The sequence below is a fragment of the Curtobacterium sp. PhB172 genome, assembly GCF_003752545.1.
Lineage (GTDB): Bacteria > Actinomycetota > Actinomycetes > Actinomycetales > Microbacteriaceae > Curtobacterium.
Window position 1 is genome coordinate 343,710 of record NZ_RKIF01000005.1, and the last position, 21,667, is coordinate 365,376.

Here is a 21,667-nt window from a genome sequence, read left to right on the forward strand (position 1 = left end):
GCGTGATCGACATCGTGGCGTCCGGGGTCCTCTTCGACATGGACGGGACGCTCGTCGACTCGACCGCGGTGGTCGAGGCCACCTGGACGCGGTTCGGTCAGGACCGCGGCATCGAGCCCGCCGAGATCCTGGCCTTCTCGCACGGGCGTCAGGCGATCAGCACGATCCAGCACTTCCTTCCCGATCTGGACCGCGACGAGCAGCTCCGCATCGCCGCCGCCCTGGTCGCCGAGGAGAGTGCGAGCAGCGAGGGCATCTTCGAGATCCCCGGCGCCGCCGCCTTCGTCGACCGGCTCCTCGACGCGGGGGTCCCGGTGGCGCTCGTGACGAGTGCACCGCGCGACCTGGCCGCCGGGCGGATGGCGGCAGCGGGCCTGACCATGCCGACGGCGTTCGTGCCGTCCGAGGACGTCGAGCACGGCAAGCCGCACCCCGACGGGTACCTGCGCGGTGCTGCGCTGCTCGGTGTCGAGGCCACGGACTGCGTGGCGTTCGAGGACGCCCCCGCCGGTCTCGAGTCGGCCATCGCCTCGGGAGCGACCACGGTCGTCGTCGGCCCGCACGAGTCGGACGTCACGGCCGGGCTCTACCGGGTGTCGGGGTACGACGGCATCACCGTCGAGGCCGAAGGGTCCGCTTTCCGCATCCGCGGCTGAGGACCCGCTGCGTCCTGCGGGCACGTCCAGCGCTCCCCGACGACCCTCGGCTGTGCGGCCGGAACCACCGGGCCGCACGTGCGGCCGGAACCACCGTGCCGCGGAAGGAGCGACCATGGCAACCCTGGACGGCAAGAAGGTCCTCGTCATCGCGACGAACTACGGCGTGGAGCAGGACGAGATCGTCGTGCCCGTCGACCAGCTCCGCGAGCGCGGCGCGACGGTGACCGTGGCGGCGCAGGACTCCGGTTCGATCGCGACCCTGGTCGGCGACAAGGACCCCGGCAAGTCCCTCGACCCCGACACCACCATCGCCGGTGTCAACGTGACCGGGTACGACGCACTCGTGGTCCCCGGTGGCACCATCAACGCCGACACCCTGCGACAGGACAACTCGGCGATCTCCCTGGTGACGGCCTTCGTCGAGGCGAACAAGCCCGTCGCGGCGATCTGCCACGGCCCGTGGACCCTCATCGAGGCCGGTGTGCTGCGCGGGCGGACGATCACCTCGTTCCCGTCGCTGCAGACCGACGTCCGGAACGCCGGCGCCGAGTGGGTCGACCAGGAGGTCCAGGTCGACGGCGGCATCATCACCTCGCGGAACCCCGACGACCTGCCGGCCTTCGTAGATGCGATCGAGAGCGCGCTGACCGCGTGAGCACGGTGCGCTGCGGCTGACGCCGCTGCCGCTGGCGGCGCTGCCGCTGACGGCGGTGCGCTGCTGCTGACGGCGCCGCTGTCAGCCCAGCGCGACGGGGCGGATCGTCCGGAGCACCGCGGGTCCGAGGGCCAGCACGCCGTCGGACCCGGGGTCGCACCGCACCCCGCCCCGTCCACGCATCGCCCGGAACGCCCCCGGCGCCACCTCGTGGTCCATCCAGGCGCACGGGTTCGCCGGCCGGTACCCGCGGAACAGCACGGCACCGCTGCCGGGGCTCTGCAGCGAGAACGGCTCGCCCCGGAGTGCTTCGACGTCGGCGCCCCGCAGGAACACGTTCCGCCGGGTCGCCACGGGGTCGACCGGCACGCCGAGTGATCGTCCGACCTCCTCGAGGCCCTCGAGCCCGATGACGGTCACCGAGGCGTGGACGTGCGCCCGTGCCGCGAAGTAGCGGTCGCCGACGATGCCGAGTCCCGCGCGCAGCTCGATGCGGTCGCGCCGCTCGTCCGGGTCGTCCGACCGGACCGGCAGGGCACCGTCGGCCGGCCTGCCCTCGTAGCGGTGGCGGCGCGACACGAGCAGCAGCGCGATGTCGACGTCGGTCCGGAACGGCAGGTCGGCGCAGTCGGCGAGGCCGGCGAGCTCGTCGGAGCCGACCCGGTGGTCAGACCCGGCCACATCGTCTCCGGAGGTCACCCGCCCAACGCTAGCCGGGCCTCCCGGTCGATGCCGTGCCGTCGTCGGTGCCGCTGCGCCGAGGTTCCACAACACGCCGTCGGTGTGGCGCCGAGGTTCCACGGGCGAGCACATCGAGCGCCGACATGCCGAGATTTCGGAACCTCGGGGCCGCCGACCGCCGCCCGACGGCCGCCCGCCCGCCGCCGGACCGCCGCCCGGGCCCCGCCGCGGCGTCCGATTTCCGCCAGTCGCGGTCGGTGGTGCGTGTCAGGCTGGGCTCGTGACCACCTCCGGAACCGACCAGCTGCACGCCGAGCGCTACCGCGTCGTCGCCTCGCGCGACGCACGCTTCGACGGCCAGTTCGTCACCGCCGTGCACTCCACCGGCATCTACTGCCGACCGAGCTGCCCGGCACGCACGCCCCGCGAGGCCGGCGTCACCTTCTACCGCACGAGCGCCGCAGCGCACCTGGCGGGCTTCCGCGCCTGCAAGCGCTGCCTGCCCGAAGCGACCCCCGGCAGCCCCGAGTGGGACCTGCGCGAGGACGTCGCCGGTCGCGCCATGCGCCTCGTCCTCGACGGTGTCGTCGAGCGCGACGGCGTCCCGGGCCTCGCCGCACGGGTCGGCTACTCCGAGCGCCAGCTCAACCGCATCATGACGGCCGAGCTCGGTGCCGGCCCGAAGGCGCTCAGCCGCGCACACCGCGCCCAGACGGCACGCACGCTGCTGACGTCGTCGGACCTGCCCATCGCGGATGTCGCCTTCGCCGCCGGGTTCGCGAGCGTCCGCCAGTTCAACGAGACCGTCCGCGAGGTCTTCGCCGTCACCCCGTCCGAGCTGCGCGCCCGGCGGACGCTCCGGCCCGCGTCCGACGGCGCGCTGCACGTGCACCTGCCCGCGCGGCCGCCGTTCGACGCGCAGGGGCTCCTCGACTGGCACGCACTGCACGCCCTGCCGGGCCTGGAGCAGGTGGACACCGACGAATCCGGGCGGGTCACCTCCTACGGGCGGCTGCTCGACCTGCCGGGAGGCCCGGGCTGGTTCAGCGCGTCGGCCGCGGTCGTGGGGACGGCCGGTTCCACGGCCGCCGGTCGCGGTACCGGGATCGACCTGCGGGTGCGCGTCACCGACCTGTCCGACCTGCCGACGCTCGTCGCCCGCGTCCGGTCGTACTTCGACCTCGACGCCGACCCGGTCGCCGTCGACGCGGTGCTCGGCTCCGTGCCCGAGCTGGCCGCGGCCGTGCAGCGGGTCCCCGGCCTGCGGCTGCCCGGTGCCGTCGACGCGCACGAGATCGTGTTCCGCACCCTCATCGGGCAGCAGGTCTCCGTCGCCGCGGCCCGGACGGCCCAGACGCGGCTCGTGGCGGCGCTCGGTGCCGCCGTGCCGTCGGCGATCCTGCCGGAGGGCCTGCTGTTCCCGTCCGCCGAGGTCATCGCCGCCCGCGGCCACGAGGTACTGCGCGGTCCGGCCGCCCGCGTCGACACGATCCTGCGGGTCGCCGCGGCGCTCGCCGACGGGTGGCTCGTGGTCGACGGCGGACAGTCCCTCGACGAACTGCGCGAGCGGTTGCTGGCGGTGAAGGGCATCGGGCCGTGGACTGCCGACTACGTGGCGCTCCGGGTCCGGCACCACCCCGACGTGTTCCTCCACAGCGACCTCGCGGTGCGCAACGGTGCACAGGAACTCGGACTGCCCGGTACGGCGCGCGAGCTCTCCCTATGGTCGGAGCAGGTGGCGCCCTGGCGGAGCTACCTGACGATGCACTGCTGGCGACCGATCATCGACCGCGCGATCGCGACGGCCGCCGGCGCGCGGGTGCACGGCACCAGCCGTGCGCGGCACGCAGACAACGACCCTCGGAAGGACGAACGATGACCGACGCAACCATCCAGACCCTGGACACCCCGGACGGGGCCTTCACCGTGCTCGAGGACGCCGAGGGCCGTGTCCTCGCCTCGGGCTGGACCGACTCCGTCGACCGGATCCTCGGGCGGCTCGCCGACCGGTACCGGCCCAGTCGCATCGTCGACGGCACGGTCGCCGCCGCCGACGCCGTGGACGCCTTCTACTCGGGCGAGGTCGAGCACGCCATGCAGGTGCCGGTGCGGCAGTTCGGCACCGACCTGTTCACCGAGGGGTGGCGGCAGCTCCGCCGCATCCCCGCCGGCGGCACCCTGACCTACACCGAGTTCGCGGGGGCGATGGGCCGTCCGGACGCCGTGCGGGCCGCCGCCAGCGTGTGCGCACGGAACGCTCCCGCCCTGTTCGTGCCGTGCCACCGGGTGCTGCGTTCCGACGGCACGCTCGGGGGCTTCGCGTGGGGGCTCGACGTCAAGCGATCGTTGCTCGAACGGGAATCGGTCGGCACCACGGCGCTCGTCTGAGTTGTACAAAACGCTCTAGAATGTACAGGTGAGCGAAGTGTCGATCTCCGAAGCACGTGGCCGCCTGGCGTCGATCATCGACGACGCCCGGCACGAACCCGTCTACCTGACCCGGCGCAACAAGCGCGTCGCGGCGGTGGTGGACGCGGATGTCCTGGACCGCCTGCTCGAGGCGGCCGAGGACCTCGACGACCTGGTCGCGTACGACGCTGCCATCGCGGAGAACAAGCGCATCGGCGGCGAGAACGTGCAGTGGGACGATCTCAAGCGCGAACTCGGACTCGGATGACCTGGTCGGTCGAGGTCATCCCGTCCGCGCAACGTGTCATCCGCAAGCTCCCGCCCGACGGTCGTCGGCGGATCGAGGGACTCCTCGCGATCCTCGCCGACCACCCGCGGCCCCCGGCAGCTCGGAAGCTCGTGAACCGACCCGGGTGGCGGGTGCGATCAGGTGACTACCGTCTGATCTACGAGATCGACGACGGCCGACTCATCGTGATCGTCGTCGATGCCGGCCACCGCCGAGCGATCTACCGCGACCGCTGAGCGGAGCCGGACCCGGATCGATCGTCTCCCCCTGGTTGCGGGTGGTGACGTGGGAGCGCTCCGATGCCATGCTTCGAGGACCGACCCGCCCGGTCCCTCCCGAGGACCCGACGCAGCGCCGTCGAACCACCCTCGGAAGGCTCCCAATGGACCAGCACGTCGACCGCACGGTCGTCTCCGCCGACGGCACGGTGATCGCCGTGTCCGACGCGGGGACCGGTCCGGCGCTCGTCGTGGTCGGTGGCGCCTTCGACCACCACGGCACCCCCACCGTCGAGCACCTGACCGAAGCGCTGCAGGACCGCTACCGGGTCATCACGTACGACCGGCGGGGCCGCGGTGCGAGCAGCGACACCACCCCGTGGACGATCGAGCGCGAGGTCGAGGACCTCGCGGCCGTCGTCGCGAGTGTGGACGGACCCGTCGCCGCGCTCGGCCTCTGCGTCGGCGCGGGTGTGGTCCTCCGCGGCCTCGCCGCCGGTGTCCCGTTCGGGGCCGCCGTGCTGTGGGAGCCGCCGTACCGAGCGACGGTCGACCCGCACGCCGACGACGTCGTCTTCGCCGACCTGCTCGACGAGCACGTCGCCGCCGGCCGTCGTGCCCAGGCCGTCCGGGCGTTCCTCGCGCACGTCCTGGGGGTGCCGATGGGGCAGATCTCGGCGCTGCGGCTGAAGGGTGCGCTCTGGCGGTCGCTCGTCGTCGACGCCCACGTGCTCAGCCGCGACGTGCGGGTGCTCAACGGCCTGGCGATCCCAGAGCGGGTGGCAGCAGCGGTCGGTGTCCCGGTGCTCGTCGCCGCGGGCAGCGACGGCCACGAGTGGATGCGGCAGGCGGCTCGAGCGGTCGTCGAGGCCGTGCCTGGTTCGCACTACGTCGAGGTCCCCGGGCAGGGCCACGTGCCCGACCCGGCCGCGATCGGCGCCGTGCTCGACGGGTTCCTGGTCCGGGTCGTCTCACCGAGCAGCTGACTGCGAGAGGATGGCGTGGTGAACCCAGCTCGTGCTGGGGAGTTCAGCTCTCCTGCGAAGATGGTGCCGTGAACGCACCTCGTCTCGGTCTCCTGCTCGACGTCGACGGGCCCATCGCCAGCCCGGTCTCCCGCACCATCGCGATCCCGAGCATCATCGAGGACCTGGTCGCCCTGGCCGCCGAGGGCATCCCCGTCGTCTTCAACACCGGCCGGAGCGACGCCTTCATCCGGAGCGAGGTGGTCGGTCCGCTGCTGGCGGGTGGTCTCGCCGAGGGCGGCCGCGTGCACGCCGTCTGCGAGAAGGGCGCCGTCTGGTGCTCGATCGGCCCGCAGTACGAGGGCGGGATGAGCGAGCTCACCGTCGCCGACGACCTGGCGCTCCCGCGCGACTACGCCGACGAGATGCGCGAGCTCGTCCGCACCGAGTACGCCGACCTGGTGTTCTTCGACGAGACGAAGCGCGCCATGGTGTCGATCGAGCAGCGGGTGGAGGTGCCGAACGCCACGTACCTGGCTCGGCAGCCCGAGTTCGACGCGAAGGCGATGGCGGCCCTCGAGCGTCGCGGCCTGGGCGTGCGCCGTCTCGACGACGTCCGACCCGACGCCGACGGCGCCGTGCAGTGGCGGATCGACCCGACGATCATCTCGACCGACGTCGAGTCCGACCGCAGCGGCAAGGACATGGGCGCCGAGCGGTCGCTCGAGCTCCTGGCGCAGGACGGCGCGCTGCCGACGGCCTGGCGCACGATGGGCGACTCGCGCAGCGACTACGCGATGGCGGACTGGCTGCACGCGAACGGCCACGAGGTCGCGCACGTCGACGTCCGTCCCTCGGACGGCGTGCCGGCGACGCCGTACCCGGTGCTCACCGCACCCGACGGGGTGATCCACGACGAGGCCGGAGCGCGGTTCCTGGCGGACTGGCGCCGATCCGCCTGAGCCGAGCCGGGCCTCCCGGTCGACCCGCCCTGCCCACGGAACCCGGTTCCCGTGCGCCCAGCGGCTCCGCTGTTTGCGTGTCGGGGTGGTACACCAGTACTGTCACGGGGTCCGCCGCCCAGCCGATGACGGGATCCACCCCATGGCAACGAAGCTCCGCATCAAGTCGATCGAGGCCTCTCTGGCCGACTCCGAGGAGCAGGGCCGGTCCCTGAAACGCTCCCTGAAGACGTTCGACATCGCCGCGATGGGCATCGCGGTCGCCGTCGGCGCCGGCATCTTCTCGGTCGGCGCGAACGCCGCAGCGAACTTCGCCGGGCCGGGCGTCATCATCTCGTTCCTGCTCGCCGCCGTCACGTGTGGCCTGGCGATCATGTGCTACGCCGAGTTCGCCTCGACGATCCCCGTCGCCGGTTCCGCGTACACGTTCACCTACGCCACGATGGGTGAGCTGCTCGCCTGGATCGTGGGCTGGGACCTCATCCTCGAGACCCTCACCGCCAGCGCCGTGATCGCGAAGTACTGGGGCATCTACCTCAGCACCGCGTTCGACGTGTTCGGAGTGACCCTGCCGAGCACGATCCAGCTCGGCCCGATCCCGTTCACCTGGGGTCCGGTCCTGATCGTCGGCATCTTCACGGTGCTGCTCGCCTTCGGCACCCGCCTGTCGTCGCGGGTCTCGGCGGTCATCACGATCATCAAGGTCGCCATCGTGGTGTTCGTCATCGTCGCCGGCGCGTTCTTCGTCAAGGCCGCGAACTTCACCCCGTTCATCCCGCCGTCGGAGCCCGCCAAGGGTGCCGAGGGCAGCGTCTGGACCCAGTCGCTCGTGTCCTGGTTCACCGGTTCCGAGCCCGCGCAGTACGGCGTCTTCGGGCTGCTCGCCGCGGCGTCGCTCGTGTTCTTCGCGTTCATCGGCTTCGACGTCGTCGCGACCAGCGCGGAGGAGACCGAGAACCCGCAGAAGACGCTGCCCCGCGGCATCTTCATCGGCCTGGGCATCGTGACGCTGCTCTACGTCGGCGTCAGCATCGTCATCACCGGCATGGTCTCGTACCAGCGCCTGGCGCAGGAGGACGCACCGTCGCTGGCCTCGGCCTTCGACATCGTCGGGTTGCCGTGGGCGGCCGGCATCATCGCCATCGGCTCCCTGATCGGTCTGACGACCGTCGTCATGGTGCTGCTGCTCGGCCTGTCCCGCATCGTCTTCGCGATGAGCCGTGACGGTCTGCTGCCGCGCTGGTTCTCGAAGACGAACCCGAAGACGCAGACGCCGGTGCGCGTGCAGGTCGTCGCGGGCGTCGTCGTCGCGCTGCTCGCCGGGTTCACCGCGGTCGACAAGCTCGAGGGCATGATCAACATCGGCACGCTGTCGGCCTTCGTGCTGGTGTCGATCGGCATCATCGTGCTCCGCAAGTCGCGCCCGGACGCCCCGCGCTCGTTCCGGGTGCCGTGGTCGCCGGTGATCCCGATCCTGTCGGCCGTGCTGTGCTTCTGGCTGATGCTGAACCTCGAGGTCGAGACCTGGCTGCGGTTCGTCGTCTGGCTCGTCATCGGCTTCGCGATCTACTTCGGCTACAGCCGCCGCAACAGCCGGGTGGGCAAGGGGCAGCAGTAGCGGGCTCCGGCCCCCTACGCGCCGACGACCAGCAGGGCGCCGAAGCCCAGCATCACGACGGCGACCAGGCCGTCGAACACCCGCCATGTCAGCGGCTTCGCGAACAGCGGCCGGAGCAGTCGGCCGCCGAACCCGAGCGCGCCGAACCACAGGCAGCTCGCCGCAACGGCACCGACGGTCCACAGCCAGCGGTCGTCCGGGCCCTGCTCGTTCGCGACGGACCCGAGGAACACCAGCGTGTCCAGGTACACGTGCGGGTTCGCCCACGTGAAGACGAGCATGGTCACCACCGCCGTGCGCATGGTGACCGCCTGGCCGGGAGGCGCGGTGCGCGTCCGCCCCGCCACCACCGTCCCCGGGCGCTCGGGTCCACTGCCCGCGGCCGGCTCCGGCACGCCGTCGTCCGCCGCCTCGTCGGCCACGCGAATGGCGTCGCTCGACGGCCGCAGTGCCCGTCGCGCGGCGAGCACGCCGTAGGTCACGAGGAACGCGGCCCCGACGAACCGCACGACGACGAGCGCCACCGGGAACCGCTCGACCACGGCCCCGACGCCGAGTACCCCGGCGACGATGAGCACGGCGTCCGACACCGCGCACACGACGACCGCCGCCGTCACCACGCGCAGACCCGAGCTGACCGCCAGCCGGAGCAGGTAGGTGTTCTGCACACCGATCGCGACGATCAGGGCGAGTCCGGTGCCGAGGCCGGCGAGCAGGGGGAGGAGTGCGGTCACGTCCACGACGCTAGGTGCCCCCTCGTCTGTAGACCAGCTCACGTTCCTTCAGCGCCGTAAGCTGCACTGCATGGTCCGCTTCCAGCGCGAGCACCTCGAGACCCTGTTGGCCGCCGTCGACCACGGCACCCTCGACGCGGCCGCCCGGGCCCTGTCGATCACCCCGTCGGCGGTCTCGCAGCGCATCAAGTCGATGGAGCAGCAGGTCGGCCGGGTCCTGCTGCAGCGGACGACCCCGGTCACCCCGACGGCCGACGGTGCGGTCGTGCTCCGGCATGCACGCCAGGTGCGGTTGCTCGACGACGAGACCGCTCGCGCACTCGGCGAGACCGATGCCGACGGTGCGGGGTCCGCGGTGCCGTCGATCCCGCTCGCCGTCAACGCCGACTCGCTCGGCACGTGGTTCCTCGACGCGCTCGCACTCGTCCGTGCCGACACCGAGGTGGTCTTCGACCTGCACCGCGAGGACCAGGACCGCACCGCCGAGCTGCTGCGCGCCGGCACGGTGATGGGTGCCGTGACGGCCGAGGCGGATCCCGTGCAGGGCTGCTCGTCGGTGCCGCTCGGCATCGACCGGTACCGGGCGGTGGCGTCGCCGGCGTTCGTCGACCGCTACCTGTCCGACGCTGACACCGAGCGGCGGATGCTGAGCCGCCTCGACCGGGTGCCGCTCGTCGACTACGACCGCGACGACGACCTGCAGCAGGGCTACCTCCGTCGGGTGCTCGGCCACGCGCCCTCCGGTCCACGACACTTCGTCCCGACCTCGGCCGACTTCGCACGGGCGGTCTCGCTCGGCTTCGGGTGGGGGATGCTGCCCGAAGCGCAGTGCCTCGATGCCCTGGCGCGGGGCGAGCTGCTCGAGCTCACCCCGACCCGCCGGGCCGACGTCGCCCTGTGGTGGCAACGGTGGAACCTGGCGTCACCGCTGCTCGAGCGGGTCACGGACGCGGTGCGATCGACCGCCGCCGAGCGCCTGCACCCCGTCACCCGGTGAGCAGGCACGTGCCGGTGCTCGTCGCTGCGCCCGCGGCTCAGGTCTGGCAGCGCGGGCACCAGTAGGTGTCCCGCAGGGTGAGCTCCGAGTCACCGAGGTCTCCTCGCCGGATCCGGGTGCCGCACCGCAGGCACGGCTTGCCCGCTCGTCCGTAGACCCAGAACCGACGCCCCGGGCGGTCGATCCCCGTCGTCACCCGGTGGCTGCGGTCGCGGTTCGCCAGGATGAGCCGGCTCGCCAGGGAGATCGTCCGGCCGGCGTCGTGCACCTCGGCCACCGGGCGGGTCGGCAGGACCCCGCGCAGGAAGCAGAGCTCGTTGCGGTAGACGTTGCCGAGGCCGGCGAGCACCCGCTGGTCGAGCAGCGCCAGTCCGACCGGACGTGCAGGATCCCGCGTCAGGTTCTCGAGTGCCAGGTCGGCGTCCCAGTCGGGCCCGAGCAGGTCCGGGCCGAGGTGTCCGACGACCTCGGACTCCTGGTCGCGGGGGATCACCTCGAGCACCCCGAGCGTGAACCCGACGGTCGAGACGTCCTCGGTGTCGAGGATCGCGCGTGCCTGGTGCGCCGGGCGTCGCCAGCGCTCACCGGGCGCGTAGACGTCCCACCGCCCCTCCATCTTCAGGTGGGAGTGCACGGTCAGGTCCCCGATCCGGTGCAGCAGGTGCTTGCCACGGGGCACGACCTCGTCGACGGTGCGGCCGACCAGGTCGACGGTCGCGAACGCGGGCACCCGGAAGTCGCTCCGGGTCAGGACCTTGCCCGCGAGCGCCGTGTGCAGCCGGTGGGCTGCCCGGTAGACGGTGTCGCCCTCAGGCACGGAGCCGGAGTCCCTGCGGGGTGGCGGTGAACCCGGCGTCGCCCAGCGCGGTGCCGAGCGGAGTACCGAGCACGAACTCGCCGTCGACGCGCTCGACCGCGAGCTTCCGCAGTCCGGTGCGCACGATGCCCGCGATCGACGCCGCTGCGACGGCCAGGTCGGCGGGGTCGTCGGTGAAGGTCAGCACCGACTTGCCGCCGCGCTCGACGTACACCGCGAGCCGGCCGTCGACGGTGGTGACGAGCGCGCCGGCCTTGCGCCCGGGCCGGTGGCCGCGCGCGCCGGTGGTGGTGGCCGGTACCGGGGCCTTCTGCGCAGCCGCAGCGACAGCAGCGACGTCGGCGCTCGTGTCGCCCGCATCGGCTGCCGCGCGGTCGTCGGACGGCCAGGGCAGCGACGCCCCGTACGGGTTCGCGGGGTCGGTCGCGGCCAGGGTCAGTGCCTCGCGCTTCCGGTCCGGGTCGACGCGTTCGTCGTCGTCGAGGTCACGGGCGTAGGTCCGCAGCCGGTCGATGGTCGGGCCCGTGGCGAACTGTGCGGCGCCGAGGCCCTCGATGAAGTAGCCGCGGCGCGCCCGCCCGGACTCCTCGAACCGCGCGAGCACCCGGTACACGCCCGCGAACCCACCCCGGACCCCCTCGACCTGGACGGCCCCGCGGGTGACGACTCCGTAGCGCTCGAGCAGCTGCTCGGCGGTCGCGGCGGCCCGCACGGTCGAGTCGGACTCGGCCAGGGGGAGCAGGGACCAGCGGCCACCGACGGACGGCGGGCCGGACTGTGTCGGCATCGTCGGACGTCGCCGCCCGCGGTAGGCGCGGGCCCGCGGGGCGCTGCTGCTCTTCGCCTTGCCGCCGAGCATCGAGCGGAGCGGAGCGAACGTGTCGTTCGTGATCTGTCCGGCCCAGACGAGGTCCCACAGCGCCGTCGTCAGGGCCGGGTCGTCGGTGCTGCCGACGGCCTGCCCGAGCTGGCGGAAGAAGTACGCGCCGCCGCCGGCCAGGGCACCGAGCACGTCGCGCTGCAGCTCGGTGGTCTCGTCGCCGGAGGGCTCGGCGAGCGTCGTCGACGCCGTCTCGGCCAGGTGCAGGCGCACCCACCCGTCGTTGCCGGGCAGGGTCCCACCGCCGGACCACAGGACCTCGCCGGTGGCGGTGAGCTCGTCGAGCATGTTCGTGGAGTAGTCGGTCACCCGCGCGGGCAGCACCAGGGTCTCCCAGGCGCTGGCGGGCAGGGCGACGCCGGCGAGCTGGTCGATCACCTGTAGGACCCCGTCGACCCCGCGCAGGCCGCCGCGGGTGCCGGGGGTCTGCACGTGCTGCCAGGCGGGCAGGAAGCGCGCGAGTGTGTCCGGCGACACCGGCTCGACCTCGTGGCGGAGTGCGGCGAGGGACTTCGTGCGGATCCGGCGCAGGACTTCGGCGTCGCACCACTCGGCGCCCTGCCGATCCGGGCGGAACTCGCCCTCGACCACACGTCGGTCGGCGACCAGGCGGCGCAGGGTGTCCTGCACGACGGCGATCCCGAGGCCGAGGCGACCCGCGGCCTCCTGCGCCGAGAACGGCCCGTGCGACCGGGCGTAGCGGCCGATCAGGTCACCGAGCGGGTCGGCGACGGGTTCGACGAACGCGGTCGGCACGCCGATCGGCAGCGGGACCCCGAGGGCGTCCCGCAGGCGCGAGGCGTCCTCGATGACGGCCCAGCGGGTGGACCCGGCGTGCGAGAACGACAGGACGCGGCGGTCCCGTTCGAGCGCGGTGAGGATCGCCTGGACCTCGGCGTCGGCCGCCTCGCGGTCCGGGGCCCCTGCGAGCCAGCTCCGGTCGACGGCCTCGGACAGGTCGAGCGCCCCCACCAACCGCAGGACGTCGACGAGCCCCTCGGCGTCGCGGGCGCGGCGGTCCGGCGACAGTCGCTGCAGGTCCTGTTCGACCGAGGCGATGACCGCCGGGTCGAGCAGCTCCCGCAGTTCGGCACGACCGAGCAGCTCGCCCAGCAGCGTCGAGTCGAGCGACAGCGCCGCCGCCCGACGCTCGGCGAGCGGGGAGTCGCCCTCGTACATGAACGCGGCCACGTACCCGAACAGGATCGAGCGGGCGAAGGGGGACGGCGTCTCGGTCTCGGTCTCGACCAGGCGGATGCGGCGGCCGGCGATCTCGTCGGCGATGCCGAGCAGGGCGGGCACGTCGTAGACGTCCTGCAGCACTTCGCGCACGGTCTCGAGCACGATCGGGAACGACGGGTACTTCCGGGCCACCTCGAGCAGCTGCGAGGCCCGTTGCCGCTGCTGCCACAGGGGCGATCGCTGCCCGGGGTTCCGACGGGGCAGCAGCAGGGCGCGCGCCGCACACTCGCGGAACCGCGCGGCGAACAGCGCCGAGCCACCGACCTCGTCCGTGACGAGTGCCTCGAGGTCGTCGCGCTCGAACACGAACAGGTCGGCGCCCGGCGGTTCGGCGTCGGTCTCGGGGATGCGCACCACGATGCCGTCGTCGGCGGCCATCGCGTCGCCGTCGATGCCGTGGCGTTCACGCAGCCGTGCCGCGACCGCCAGGGCCCACGGCGCGTGCACCTGCATGCCGTACGGCGAGTGCAGGATGAGCCGCCAGTCGCCGAGTTCGTCGCGGAAGCGCTCGACCACGAGCGTGGTGTCGTTCGGCACGTGGCCGGTGGCCGCGCGCTGGTCGCGCAGGAAGGTCAGCAGGTTCGTGACGGCACGCTCGTCGAGGCCGCCGGCGGCGACCCGGGCGTCGTCGTCCGAGGCGCCTTCGACCTCGCGCACGAACGCCCCCGTCGCGCGACCGAGTTCGGCGGGGCGGCCGATGCCGTCGCCCTTCCAGAACGGCACCCGACCGGGCTGTCCGAAGGCCGGGCTCACGATGACCCGGTCGTGGGTGATCTCCTCGATCCGCCAGCTCGTGGCTCCGAGGGCGAAGACGTCCCCGACGCGGGACTCGTAGACCATCTCCTCGTCGAGCTCACCGACGCGGGAGGCCTTCTCGCCGACCATGAACACGCCGAACATGCCGCGGTCCGGGATCGTGCCGCCGCTCGTCACCGCGAGCCGCTGGGCCCCGGGTCGTCCGGTCAGGGTGCCGTGCACGCGGTCCCACACCAGGCGCGGGCGGAGCTCGGCGAACTCGTCGCTCGGGTACCGCCCCGTCACCAGGTCGAGCGTGGCGTCGAACGCCGACCGGGGCAGCCCGCTGAACGGGGCGCTGCGTCGGACGAGGTCGAACCAGTGCTCGACGTCGACGGTGTCGATCGCCCCGGCAGCGACGGTGTGCTGCGCCAGGACGTCGAGGGGGTTCGCCGGCACCGAGATCGACTCGATCTGCCCCGAGACCATCCGTTCCACCGTGACCGCACTGTTGACGAGGTCGGCGCGGTGCTTCGGGAACAGCACCCCGCGGGAGATCTCGCCCACCTGGTGCCCGGCACGCCCGACGCGCTGCAGGCCGCTCGCGACCGAGGGCGGCGCCTCGACCTGGACGACGAGGTCGACCTCGCCCATGTCGATCCCGAGCTCGAGCGAACTCGTCGCGACCACGCACCGCAGCCGACCGGACTTCAGGTCGTCCTCGATGATCGCGCGCTGGTCCTTCGACACCGAGCCGTGGTGGGCTCGGGCGAGCACGGGCACTGCGGTGTCGGAGCCGCCGCCACCGGTCTGCCCGGACGCGCCGATCATCTGCGCCGGCGGCCGCTTCGTGCCCTGGGGTGCGACCGCGTGCGCCGAGGTCCGCGCGGGCGACTGCGGGCGACCCCGCGCCACCGGCAGGCCGTCGTCGGCCGGCGAGACACCCGCCGGGACCAGCGCGTCGGCCGCCTCGGCCGGAGCCGCCGCAGCGAGGACGCGCTCTTCGTGGATCTCGTTCAGCCGCGCGGTGAGTCGCTCGGCCAGTCGCCGCGAGTTCGCGAACACGATCGTCGACCGGTGCTCCTCGATGAGGTCGACCACACGCTCTTCGACGTGCGGCCAGATCGAGCCGTTCGCGGGCGCGTCGGACGCGTCCGCACCGACCGGCGGAGCACCGAGCTCGGCCATGTCGTCGACCGGCACGACGACGCGCAGGTCGAAGGTCTTCTGCGCCGGCGGCGCGATGATCGTCACCGGCGCCCGACCCCCGAGGAACCGCGCGACCTCTTCCGGCGGCCGGACCGTGGCGGACAGCCCGATGCGCTGCACCGGCTTGTCGAGCAGGTCGTCGAGCCGTTCGAGCGAGACGGCCAGGTGCGCCCCGCGCTTGGTCGAGGCGACGGCGTGCACCTCGTCGATGATGACGGTGTCGACGTTCACCAGGGTCTCGCGCGCCTGCGAGGTGAGCATGAGGTACAGGGACTCGGGCGTGGTGATGAGGATGTCCGGCGGCTGGCGGAGCAGCTTCTGCCGGTCCGACGACGGGGTGTCGCCACTGCGCACCCCGACGGTGACCTCGGGTGGTTCGGTGCCGAGCCGTCGGGCCGTCTGCGTGATGCCGACGAGCGGGCTGCGCAGGTTCCGCTCGACGTCGACGCCGAGGGCCTTGAGCGGCGAGACGTACAGGACCCGCGTGCGCTGCTTGGCCGGGGGCCGGTCGGTCGCGCTGATGAGCCGGTCGATCGACCACAGGAACGAGGCCAGGGTCTTGCCGGAACCCGTCGGCGCGATGACGAGTGCGTGCTGCCCCGTCGAGATGGCGTCCCACGCGCCCGCCTGTGCGGGGGTGGGGGCGTCGAACGCACCACGGAACCACTCCGCGGTCGCGGGGGAGAAGCGCTCGAAGACGTCCGTCATGGTCCGTCCCATCCTGCCCGTCACCACCGACAGCAGCCCGAGCGGGGAGTACCCCTTGACAAGACGATAATTAGCGATCTATCGTAAACACATCGCGATACGACGAAGACGAAACCAGTCAGACCGGTCGCGAGCCGACTGAGCAACAAGGAAGGACGCATCATGCGCCCCATGCACAACGACAACGACAGCAACCACCACCCGCGCGGCCCCCGTTTCGGCGGCGCGCGGCAGCACCACGGCGCTGGCTTCCCCGGCCGCGACCGCGGTGACCACGAGCACGGCGGCCGAGGTGGCCGTGGCTTCGGCCCGGGCTTCGGGCCGGGCATGGGCTTCGGCCCCGGCTTCGGTGGCTTCGGCGGACCCGGCTTCGGTCGCGAACGCCGCCGCCGCGGTGACGTCCGCCTCGCGATCCTCGGCCTGCTGGCCGAGGGGCCGCAGAACGGCTACGCCGTGATCAAGACCATCGCCGAGCGCACCGGCGGCGCCTGGAAGCCGAGCCCCGGCTCGGTCTACCCGACGCTCCAGCAGCTCGTCGACGAAGACCTCGTGGTCTCGTCGGGCGACGGCCGCAAGACGCTCTTCGAGCTCACCGACGCCGGCAAGGCCGAGGCCGAGGCGAAGGCCGACGAGATCGCAGCGGCACTCGACGCGGCTCCAGGGATCCCGGACGCGCAGCGCGAGTTCTTCGAGGCGCTCCGGAAGACCATGGGCGTCCTGCAGATGTACCGGACGACCGCGACGGAGGACCAGGCCAAGGCCGCCACCGCCAAGGTCGACCAGCTCCGCAAGGACCTCCTGCAGATCCTCGCCGACTGACGGACAGGAGGCACGGTGCCAGCCCGCACCGTGCCTCCCGTCCGTCGTCGCCGGGGCTGACCCCCGCGCATCGTGAGCAGAAATGGTCGAGTCCGCACGTCGGACCCGACCATTTCTGCTCACCAAGCGCGTCCCGCGCCGCTCACCAAGCGCGCTGCGCGCCCGCGCCTACGTCCCGATGAACGCCGCGACGTCCGACAGCTCCGCTGCCGACACCGCGTGCGGCAGGCCCTCGTACGCCCGGTCCGTCACGGTGGTGTTCGCCGCCGCCCACGCCTGCGTCCGCGCGGTGGCCTCCGCCGGGATCACCGGGTCGAGATCGCCGTGCCCGAGGAACACCCGCGGCCGGACGGCGGCGACGGCCTCGTCACGCGAGTCCGTCGCCCCCGGCACGACGAACCCGGACAGCGACACCGCGAAGGCGAACGCAGCCGGTCGGGCCCGCAGCAGCTGCAGCGCCATCGACCCGCCCTGCGAGAACCCGAGCAGCCCGATCCGCGGGTGGTCGGCGGCGACGGAGTCGACCCACGCGAGCACCTCGGCGACCGCGGCGTCGACGGGCTCGAGCGCGGGGGAGCCCGGCGTCCCGAGCGGGTACCAGCTGAACCCCTGGCCCCACGGCATCGGCGCCCGCAGCGATGCCATCGTCCAGGCCGCCGGCAGCGCGGGGGCGAGTCCGAGCAGGTCGCGTTCGTTCGACCCCACCCCGTGCATGGTCACGAGCAGCGGTGTCCCTGCGCGTTCTTCCGCCGGACGGGTCCACTGCACCAGGTCTGCATCGATCATGTGGACAACGCTAACCATCCCCAAGTCCCGCGCCTTCCGCCGAACTCGACGCCGTCCCTGGTAGACACGGTGCATGGCCTCGTTGCAAACCCCCGACCCCGACTCCGGCTGGCTGTCCGACGAGGAACTCGCCAACGCGCGTCGTCGACTCCCCATCTGCTACGTCGAGGCGATCCCCGTCCGCACCGACGGGCTCGGCGTCGTGACCGAGGTCGGGGTGCTCCTGCGTGTGGCCCCGAGCGGCTCGATCGTCCGCACCCTGGTGTCCGGTCGCGTGATGTTCGGCGAGTCCATCCGCACGGCGCTCTTCCGCCACCTCGAGAAGGACCTCGGCCCGATGGCGTTCCCGCAGCTGCCGTCGAGCCCGACGCCGTTCACCGTGGCCGAGTACTTCCCGCTGCCCGGCGCCTCGGTGTACACCGACGAGCGGCAGCACGCGATCTCGCTGGCCTACGTCGTCCCGGTCACCGGCACGTGCGAGCCTCGGCAGGACGCCCTCGAGCTCACCTGGATGACCCCGATGGAAGCCGCGTCCGACGGCGTCGCCGACGACATGGAGGGTGGCCGCGGTGCCCTGCTGCGCGCGGGCCTCGCGTCGGTCGGCGCGCTCATGTAGCGACCGGCTCGGTCCCCGAGCACAACGGAGCACCCGCACACGACGAAGCCCCCGGATCCGATCGGATCCGGGGGCTTCGCAGCGCGGTACTGGACCGGCTTGTTACTTCGTGTCGCGGTCGCTCTTGAGGCTGTCGGCGACGCCGGAAGCGGCGTCCTTGACGTTCGTACCCGCCTGCTTGGTGTCGGCCTTGACCTGATCGGTCTTGCCCTCAGCCTTGAGGTGGTCGTTGTCCGTCGCGTTCCCGACGGCCTCCTTGACCTTGCCTGCCGCCTTCTCAGCGGCGTTCTTGATGTCTTCGATCCCAGCCATAGGCACTCCTTCCAACAGCGGACGTTTCCCCGTCAGCCGCTTGCGCGGCATCCGGTAAAGGAGAAACTACGCCCTTGGGGGCGTCCGCCTTGCAGGCGCCCCCAAGGTTGTCCCCCGCTGGTCAGCGCGGGCCGGGTCGACAGATCAGTGGCGGTCGGCAGCGCCGGCCGGACGGGAGGCACGGCGCGACGAGCCACGACGGCCCCCGCCCGACTCCTGGCCGGCTCCACGGCCCGCTGCGTAGCCACCGTCCGAGGACCAGACCGCAGAGGACCCACCGCGCACGGTGTCGCTGCCGGCACGACGGCTGCCGCCGGTACGGCGACCACCCGTCGAGCCCGCTCCCGCGGCGGCGGAGCGCCCGGTGCCCTCGGAACGTGCGCCGCGAGCCGGACGGCCCTGACGGCCCCCGGCCGAACCGGCGGACTCGGAAGCCGAGCCGGAGCGCGCGGGCTGACCCGAGCCTCCCGGACGGCCACCGCGACCACGGCGACCACGGTCACCGGCGGAATCGGCGGAACGCTGCTTCGGCTGACGCTGCTGCTGTGCGGGCTGGTCCTCGGCGACGTGGCGGATCGGGGCGATCTCGCCGACGAGCGTGGTGACCGCCGGGGAGGTCGCGGTGACCTGCTGCGGGGTGACCTTGATGGCTGCGGCGCGCATCATCTGCGCGACGTCGCGACGCTCGGCGGGCATCGTCACCGTGACGACGTCACCGGACGAACCGGCACGGGCGGTACGGCCCGAGCGGTGCAGGTACGCCTTGTGCTCGGTGGGCGGGTCGACGTGCACGACGAGCTCGACGTTGTCGACGTGCACACCACGGGCGGCGACGTCGGTGGCGACGAGGACGAGGGCCTCGCCGGACGAGAACTTCGCCAGGTTCCGCTCACGGGCGCCCTGCGACAGGTTGCCCTGCAGGTCGACGGCCGGGATCCCCTGGCTGCTGAGCTGCTTGGCGAGGCGCTTGGCGTGGTGCTTGGTGCGCATGAAGAGGATGCGGCGACCGTTGCCCGAGGCGAGGGTGCTCACGAGGTGCTTCTTCGCGTCGGCGTCGGCGACCTCGAACAGGTGGTGGGTCATCGCCTCGACGGGGCTGTTCGCCTCGTCGACGGAGTGCATCACCGGGTTGTGCAGGAACTTCTTGACGAGCTTGTCCACGCCGTTGTCGAGCGTGGCGGAGAACAGCAGACGCTGCCCCTGCTCGGGCGTCGCCTGCATGATCTTGGTCACGCCGGGCAGGAAGCCCATGTCGGCCATGTGGTCGGCCTCGTCGAGGACGGTCACCTCGATGTCACCGAGGTTGACGTGGCCCTGCTGCATGAGGTCGGCGAGGCGACCCGGGCAGGCCACGACGACGTCCACGCCGCCGCGCAGGGCGTCGACCTGACGGCCCTGTCCGACGCCACCGAAGATGGTCGTGGTGTTCAGGCCCATGGCCTTGGCGAGCGGGGCGAGCGCGACGTCGATCTGGGTCGCGAGCTCACGGGTGGGGGCGAGCACCAGGGCACGGGGGCGGCCGGCGCGGCGCTTGCGGCCACTGGCGGCGAGACGGGCGACGAGCGGGATCGCGAAGGCGATCGTCTTGCCGGAGCCGGTGCGGCCACGGCCGAGGACGTCCTTGCCCTGCAGGGAGTCGGGGAGCGTGTCCTCCTGGATCGGGAACGCGGTCTCCTTGCCCTGGTCGGCGAGGACGGCGACCATCGGCGCGGGGACGCCCAGGTCGGAGAAACGGAGGTCATTGGTGGTCATGGTGACCTTTCGAGCCGGATGAGACCGGCTGTGGGCGCGCTCTGAGGCAGCGCGCGGGCGGGATGCGCGCCAACAGAGGTGGCTGGCGCAGTCGCCGCAGCAGAGAAGCCTGGGCACCTTCGGGAGGTGCTCGATCATCGACCAGAGGATCAGTGGAACGTGGTCGGGAGTTCGGGGCGTCCGTACGACGCACGAGACGATCGGCGTCTCGAGTACCACCAGCATAGCGTGTGGACCCCGCAGAACCCAGGACCGGTCCGTTCGCCGTGCGCATGCGAGGATTCCCGGGTGCGCACCCGAACCGTCCTGATCACCACCGCGATGGCCCTGGTGGCCGTGCTCGGCACCGCTGGCTGTGCCGAGGCTGCTCCGACCAGCGCTGCGGCGAGCTACCGCAACCTGCCGACCTCGGGGCGCCCGGACTACCAGCTCGGCGGCTCCTACACGCCGCCGTCCGGTGTGACGATCGTCGAGCGGGACAGCACCGCGAAGCCCGCGAAGGGCAAGTACGACATCTGCTACGTCAACGGGTTCCAGACCCAGCCCGAGTCCGCCGGCACGTGGACGAAGTCCTACCCGTCGGCGATCCTGCGCGACCGGGCCGGCAAGCCGGTGTCCGACCCGGGCTGGCCGGACGAGATGCTCCTCGACACCCGGACGGCCGCGAAGCGCGCGCTCATCACGAAGGTGCTCGCGAAGTCCATCGCCCGCTGCGGCGACCGCGGGTTCGACGCGGTCGAGTTCGACAACCTCGACTCGTGGACCCGGAGCGGGAAGCGTCTGACGCGCGCCGGCAACCTGGCGCTGGCGAAGTCACTCGTCGACACCGGGCACCGCCACGGTCTGGCCGTCGGGCAGAAGAACACGCCGCAGCTCGGGGCCTCGGGCCGGAAGCAGACCGGGTTCGACTTCGTCGTCGCCGAGGAGTGCGTGCAGTACCAGGAGTGCTCGGCGTACACGAAGGCCTACGGCAAGCGGGTCATCGACATCGAGTACGCGGACACCCTCGAGCGCTCGTGGGCATCGGTGTGCGGGCTGGAGGACCGGCCCGCGATGACGATCCTCCGCGACCGCGACCTGGTCACGCCGACGGACGACGCCTACGTCTTCGAGCACTGCTGAGCGCGCGGGTTCCTTCCCAGAACGGCCGCGATGGAAAGTGGAATCGGGCGTACCGGGCCGGAACTTCCGACCAGGTACGCCCGGAAGCACCAGGTACGCCCGGAAGCCCCGCGCTACGCGGGCCAGGCGTCCTTGAGCGCGGTGGCCGCCTGGTCCGCCGACAGTCCCGCCGCGCGGGCAGCGGCTGCCAGTGCGCGGGCCGCATCGGCCACGGCGTCCGGCACCTCGGCCGGCCGCACCACCCGGGTGCCGGCACCACGCGCGGTGTGCACGAGCCCGGCCTCCTCGAGCAGCTGGTAGGCCTTCGCGACCGTGCCAGCCGCCAGCCCGAGCTCGTCGGCCAGCCCTCGCACGCTCGGCAGCCGTTCGCCGTCGACGAGGTACCCCGCGCCGATCTGCGCCGCGATCTGCGAGCGGACCTGCTCGAAGGGCGGCACGCGTCCGCCGGCGTCGAGTGCGACCAGTCCTGCCATGCGTTCCAC

The 21,667-nt window shown here is 72.5% G+C and carries 21 protein-coding genes; 13 read left to right on the forward strand and 8 right to left on the reverse strand.

The annotated features are described in order from the left end of the window. Positions 1 to 2 precede the first annotated feature (2 nt). A complete protein-coding gene (locus EDF42_RS02705) occupies positions 3 to 656 on the forward strand; it encodes an HAD-IA family hydrolase (protein WP_123671397.1) in 654 nt (217 codons plus the stop codon). Positions 657 to 771: 115 nt separating this feature from the next. After that, positions 772 to 1,314, forward strand: a complete 543-nt coding sequence (locus EDF42_RS02710; protein WP_123671398.1) for a type 1 glutamine amidotransferase domain-containing protein — start codon at positions 772 to 774, stop codon at positions 1,312 to 1,314. 81 nt (positions 1,315 to 1,395) lie between these two features. Here EDF42_RS02710 and EDF42_RS02715 read toward each other — a convergent pair whose 3' ends face one another. Then, on the reverse strand, positions 1,396 to 1,932 hold the full coding sequence (locus tag EDF42_RS02715) for a molybdenum cofactor biosysynthesis protein (protein WP_123671574.1): 537 nt from the start codon (positions 1,930 to 1,932) through the stop codon (positions 1,396 to 1,398). Between the two features lie 343 nt (positions 1,933 to 2,275). Between EDF42_RS02715 and EDF42_RS02720 the strand changes: the two genes are divergently transcribed. The 7 genes from EDF42_RS02720 to EDF42_RS02750 all read left to right on the forward strand — a co-directional run bounded on the left by EDF42_RS02720 (position 2,276) and on the right by EDF42_RS02750 (position 8,456). Beyond that, positions 2,276 to 3,874 (forward strand): AlkA N-terminal domain-containing protein, encoded by a 1,599-nt coding sequence (locus tag EDF42_RS02720; protein ID WP_123671399.1) that lies wholly within the window; start codon positions 2,276 to 2,278, stop codon positions 3,872 to 3,874. Further along, positions 3,871 to 4,383: a methylated-DNA--[protein]-cysteine S-methyltransferase gene (locus EDF42_RS02725; protein WP_111083519.1), complete on the forward strand. Its 513-nt coding sequence runs from the start codon at positions 3,871 to 3,873 to the stop codon at positions 4,381 to 4,383. The genes EDF42_RS02720 and EDF42_RS02725 overlap by 4 nt, the downstream gene beginning before the upstream one ends. Positions 4,384 to 4,411: 28 nt before the next feature. Beyond that, positions 4,412 to 4,672: a type II toxin-antitoxin system Phd/YefM family antitoxin gene (locus tag EDF42_RS02730; protein WP_123293073.1), complete on the forward strand. Its 261-nt coding sequence runs from the start codon at positions 4,412 to 4,414 to the stop codon at positions 4,670 to 4,672. Beyond that, positions 4,669 to 4,929: a type II toxin-antitoxin system RelE/ParE family toxin gene (locus EDF42_RS02735; RefSeq protein WP_123293075.1), complete on the forward strand. Its 261-nt coding sequence runs from the start codon at positions 4,669 to 4,671 to the stop codon at positions 4,927 to 4,929. The genes EDF42_RS02730 and EDF42_RS02735 overlap by 4 nt, the downstream gene beginning before the upstream one ends. A 146-nt stretch (positions 4,930 to 5,075) precedes the next feature. Beyond that, positions 5,076 to 5,897, forward strand: a complete 822-nt coding sequence (locus EDF42_RS02740; RefSeq protein WP_185040725.1) for an alpha/beta fold hydrolase — start codon at positions 5,076 to 5,078, stop codon at positions 5,895 to 5,897. 68 nt (positions 5,898 to 5,965) lie between these two features. Then, positions 5,966 to 6,838, forward strand: coding sequence for a hypothetical protein (locus EDF42_RS02745; RefSeq protein ID WP_123339438.1), 873 nt, complete (start codon positions 5,966 to 5,968; stop codon positions 6,836 to 6,838). A 142-nt stretch (positions 6,839 to 6,980) separates the two neighbouring features. Then, entirely contained in the window at positions 6,981 to 8,456 is a 1,476-nt protein-coding gene (locus EDF42_RS02750) for an amino acid permease (RefSeq protein ID WP_123293079.1), read from the forward strand. A 14-nt stretch (positions 8,457 to 8,470) separates the two neighbouring features. On the opposite strand, the gene EDF42_RS02755 is transcribed toward EDF42_RS02750, so the two are convergent. Then, positions 8,471 to 9,190, reverse strand: a complete 720-nt coding sequence (locus tag EDF42_RS02755; protein WP_185040727.1) for a LysE/ArgO family amino acid transporter — start codon at positions 9,188 to 9,190, stop codon at positions 8,471 to 8,473. A gap of 70 nt (positions 9,191 to 9,260) precedes the next feature. Between EDF42_RS02755 and EDF42_RS02760 the strand changes: the two genes are divergently transcribed. Then, positions 9,261 to 10,187 carry a LysR family transcriptional regulator ArgP gene (locus tag EDF42_RS02760; protein WP_123671402.1) on the forward strand — a complete coding sequence of 309 codons (927 nt, stop codon included), beginning with the start codon at positions 9,261 to 9,263 and terminating at the stop codon, positions 10,185 to 10,187. A gap of 37 nt (positions 10,188 to 10,224) precedes the next feature. On the opposite strand, the gene EDF42_RS02765 is transcribed toward EDF42_RS02760, so the two are convergent. Together EDF42_RS02765 and EDF42_RS02770 are read right to left on the reverse strand one after the other, a co-directional pair. After that, positions 10,225 to 11,004, reverse strand: coding sequence for an Fpg/Nei family DNA glycosylase (locus tag EDF42_RS02765; RefSeq protein WP_123671403.1), 780 nt, complete (start codon positions 11,002 to 11,004; stop codon positions 10,225 to 10,227). Then, the gene (locus EDF42_RS02770) at positions 10,997 to 15,778 is read right to left on the reverse strand and encodes a DEAD/DEAH box helicase (protein ID WP_123671404.1); all 4,782 of its coding nucleotides are present in this window, start codon (positions 15,776 to 15,778) and stop codon (positions 10,997 to 10,999) included. Before EDF42_RS02770 ends, EDF42_RS02765 begins: the two co-directional genes overlap by 8 nt. A 162-nt stretch (positions 15,779 to 15,940) precedes the next feature. Between EDF42_RS02770 and EDF42_RS02775 the strand changes: the two genes are divergently transcribed. Next, entirely contained in the window at positions 15,941 to 16,597 is a 657-nt protein-coding gene (locus EDF42_RS02775) for a PadR family transcriptional regulator (RefSeq protein ID WP_111083510.1), read from the forward strand. Between the two features lie 168 nt (positions 16,598 to 16,765). Here the strand turns inward: EDF42_RS02775 and EDF42_RS02780 are convergent, their stop codons facing one another. Continuing rightward, positions 16,766 to 17,383: an alpha/beta hydrolase gene (locus EDF42_RS02780; protein WP_123671405.1), complete on the reverse strand. Its 618-nt coding sequence runs from the start codon at positions 17,381 to 17,383 to the stop codon at positions 16,766 to 16,768. 73 nt (positions 17,384 to 17,456) lie between these two features. Between EDF42_RS02780 and EDF42_RS02785 the strand changes: the two genes are divergently transcribed. Beyond that, complete coding sequence (locus tag EDF42_RS02785; RefSeq protein ID WP_111083509.1) at positions 17,457 to 17,999, forward strand: NUDIX hydrolase family protein; 543 nt, start codon at positions 17,457 to 17,459, stop codon at positions 17,997 to 17,999. 102 nt (positions 18,000 to 18,101) lie between these two features. Here EDF42_RS02785 and EDF42_RS02790 read toward each other — a convergent pair whose 3' ends face one another. Together EDF42_RS02790 and EDF42_RS02795 are read right to left on the reverse strand one after the other, a co-directional pair. Continuing rightward, positions 18,102 to 18,311: a CsbD family protein gene (locus EDF42_RS02790; RefSeq protein ID WP_111083508.1), complete on the reverse strand. Its 210-nt coding sequence runs from the start codon at positions 18,309 to 18,311 to the stop codon at positions 18,102 to 18,104. Positions 18,312 to 18,455: 144 nt separating this feature from the next. Next, complete coding sequence (locus EDF42_RS02795) at positions 18,456 to 20,063, reverse strand: DEAD/DEAH box helicase (protein ID WP_123293088.1); 1,608 nt, start codon at positions 20,061 to 20,063, stop codon at positions 18,456 to 18,458. Between the two features lie 288 nt (positions 20,064 to 20,351). Between EDF42_RS02795 and EDF42_RS02800 the strand changes: the two genes are divergently transcribed. After that, on the forward strand, positions 20,352 to 21,185 hold the full coding sequence (locus EDF42_RS02800; protein ID WP_123671406.1) for an endo alpha-1,4 polygalactosaminidase: 834 nt from the start codon (positions 20,352 to 20,354) through the stop codon (positions 21,183 to 21,185). 113 nt (positions 21,186 to 21,298) lie between these two features. Here the strand turns inward: EDF42_RS02800 and EDF42_RS02805 are convergent, their stop codons facing one another. Further along, entirely contained in the window at positions 21,299 to 21,658 is a 360-nt protein-coding gene (locus EDF42_RS02805) for a GntR family transcriptional regulator (protein WP_165901018.1), read from the reverse strand. Positions 21,659 to 21,667 lie beyond the last annotated feature (9 nt).

Bases quoted from the DNA above. Each gene is read 5' to 3' on its own strand.
- EDF42_RS02710 (WP_123671398.1), top strand. From the start codon at position 772: ATGGCAACCCTGGACGGCAAGAAGGTCCTCGTCATCGCGACGAACTAC.
- EDF42_RS02725 (WP_111083519.1), top strand. From the start codon at position 3,871: ATGACCGACGCAACCATCCAGACCCTGGACACCCCGGACGGGGCCTTC.
- EDF42_RS02735 (WP_123293075.1), top strand. From the start codon at position 4,669: ATGACCTGGTCGGTCGAGGTCATCCCGTCCGCGCAACGTGTCATCCGC.
- EDF42_RS02740 (WP_185040725.1), top strand. From the start codon at position 5,076: ATGGACCAGCACGTCGACCGCACGGTCGTCTCCGCCGACGGCACGGTG.
- EDF42_RS02750 (WP_123293079.1), top strand. From the start codon at position 6,981: ATGGCAACGAAGCTCCGCATCAAGTCGATCGAGGCCTCTCTGGCCGAC.
- EDF42_RS02760 (WP_123671402.1), top strand. From the start codon at position 9,261: ATGGTCCGCTTCCAGCGCGAGCACCTCGAGACCCTGTTGGCCGCCGTC.
- EDF42_RS02770 (WP_123671404.1), bottom strand. From the start codon at position 15,778: ATGACGGACGTCTTCGAGCGCTTCTCCCCCGCGACCGCGGAGTGGTTC.
- EDF42_RS02775 (WP_111083510.1), top strand. From the start codon at position 15,941: ATGCGCCCCATGCACAACGACAACGACAGCAACCACCACCCGCGCGGC.
- EDF42_RS02780 (WP_123671405.1), bottom strand. From the start codon at position 17,383: ATGATCGATGCAGACCTGGTGCAGTGGACCCGTCCGGCGGAAGAACGC.
- EDF42_RS02785 (WP_111083509.1), top strand. From the start codon at position 17,457: ATGGCCTCGTTGCAAACCCCCGACCCCGACTCCGGCTGGCTGTCCGAC.
- EDF42_RS02790 (WP_111083508.1), bottom strand. From the start codon at position 18,311: ATGGCTGGGATCGAAGACATCAAGAACGCCGCTGAGAAGGCGGCAGGC.
- EDF42_RS02795 (WP_123293088.1), bottom strand. From the start codon at position 20,063: ATGACCACCAATGACCTCCGTTTCTCCGACCTGGGCGTCCCCGCGCCG.
- EDF42_RS02805 (WP_165901018.1), bottom strand. From the start codon at position 21,658: ATGGCAGGACTGGTCGCACTCGACGCCGGCGGACGCGTGCCGCCCTTC.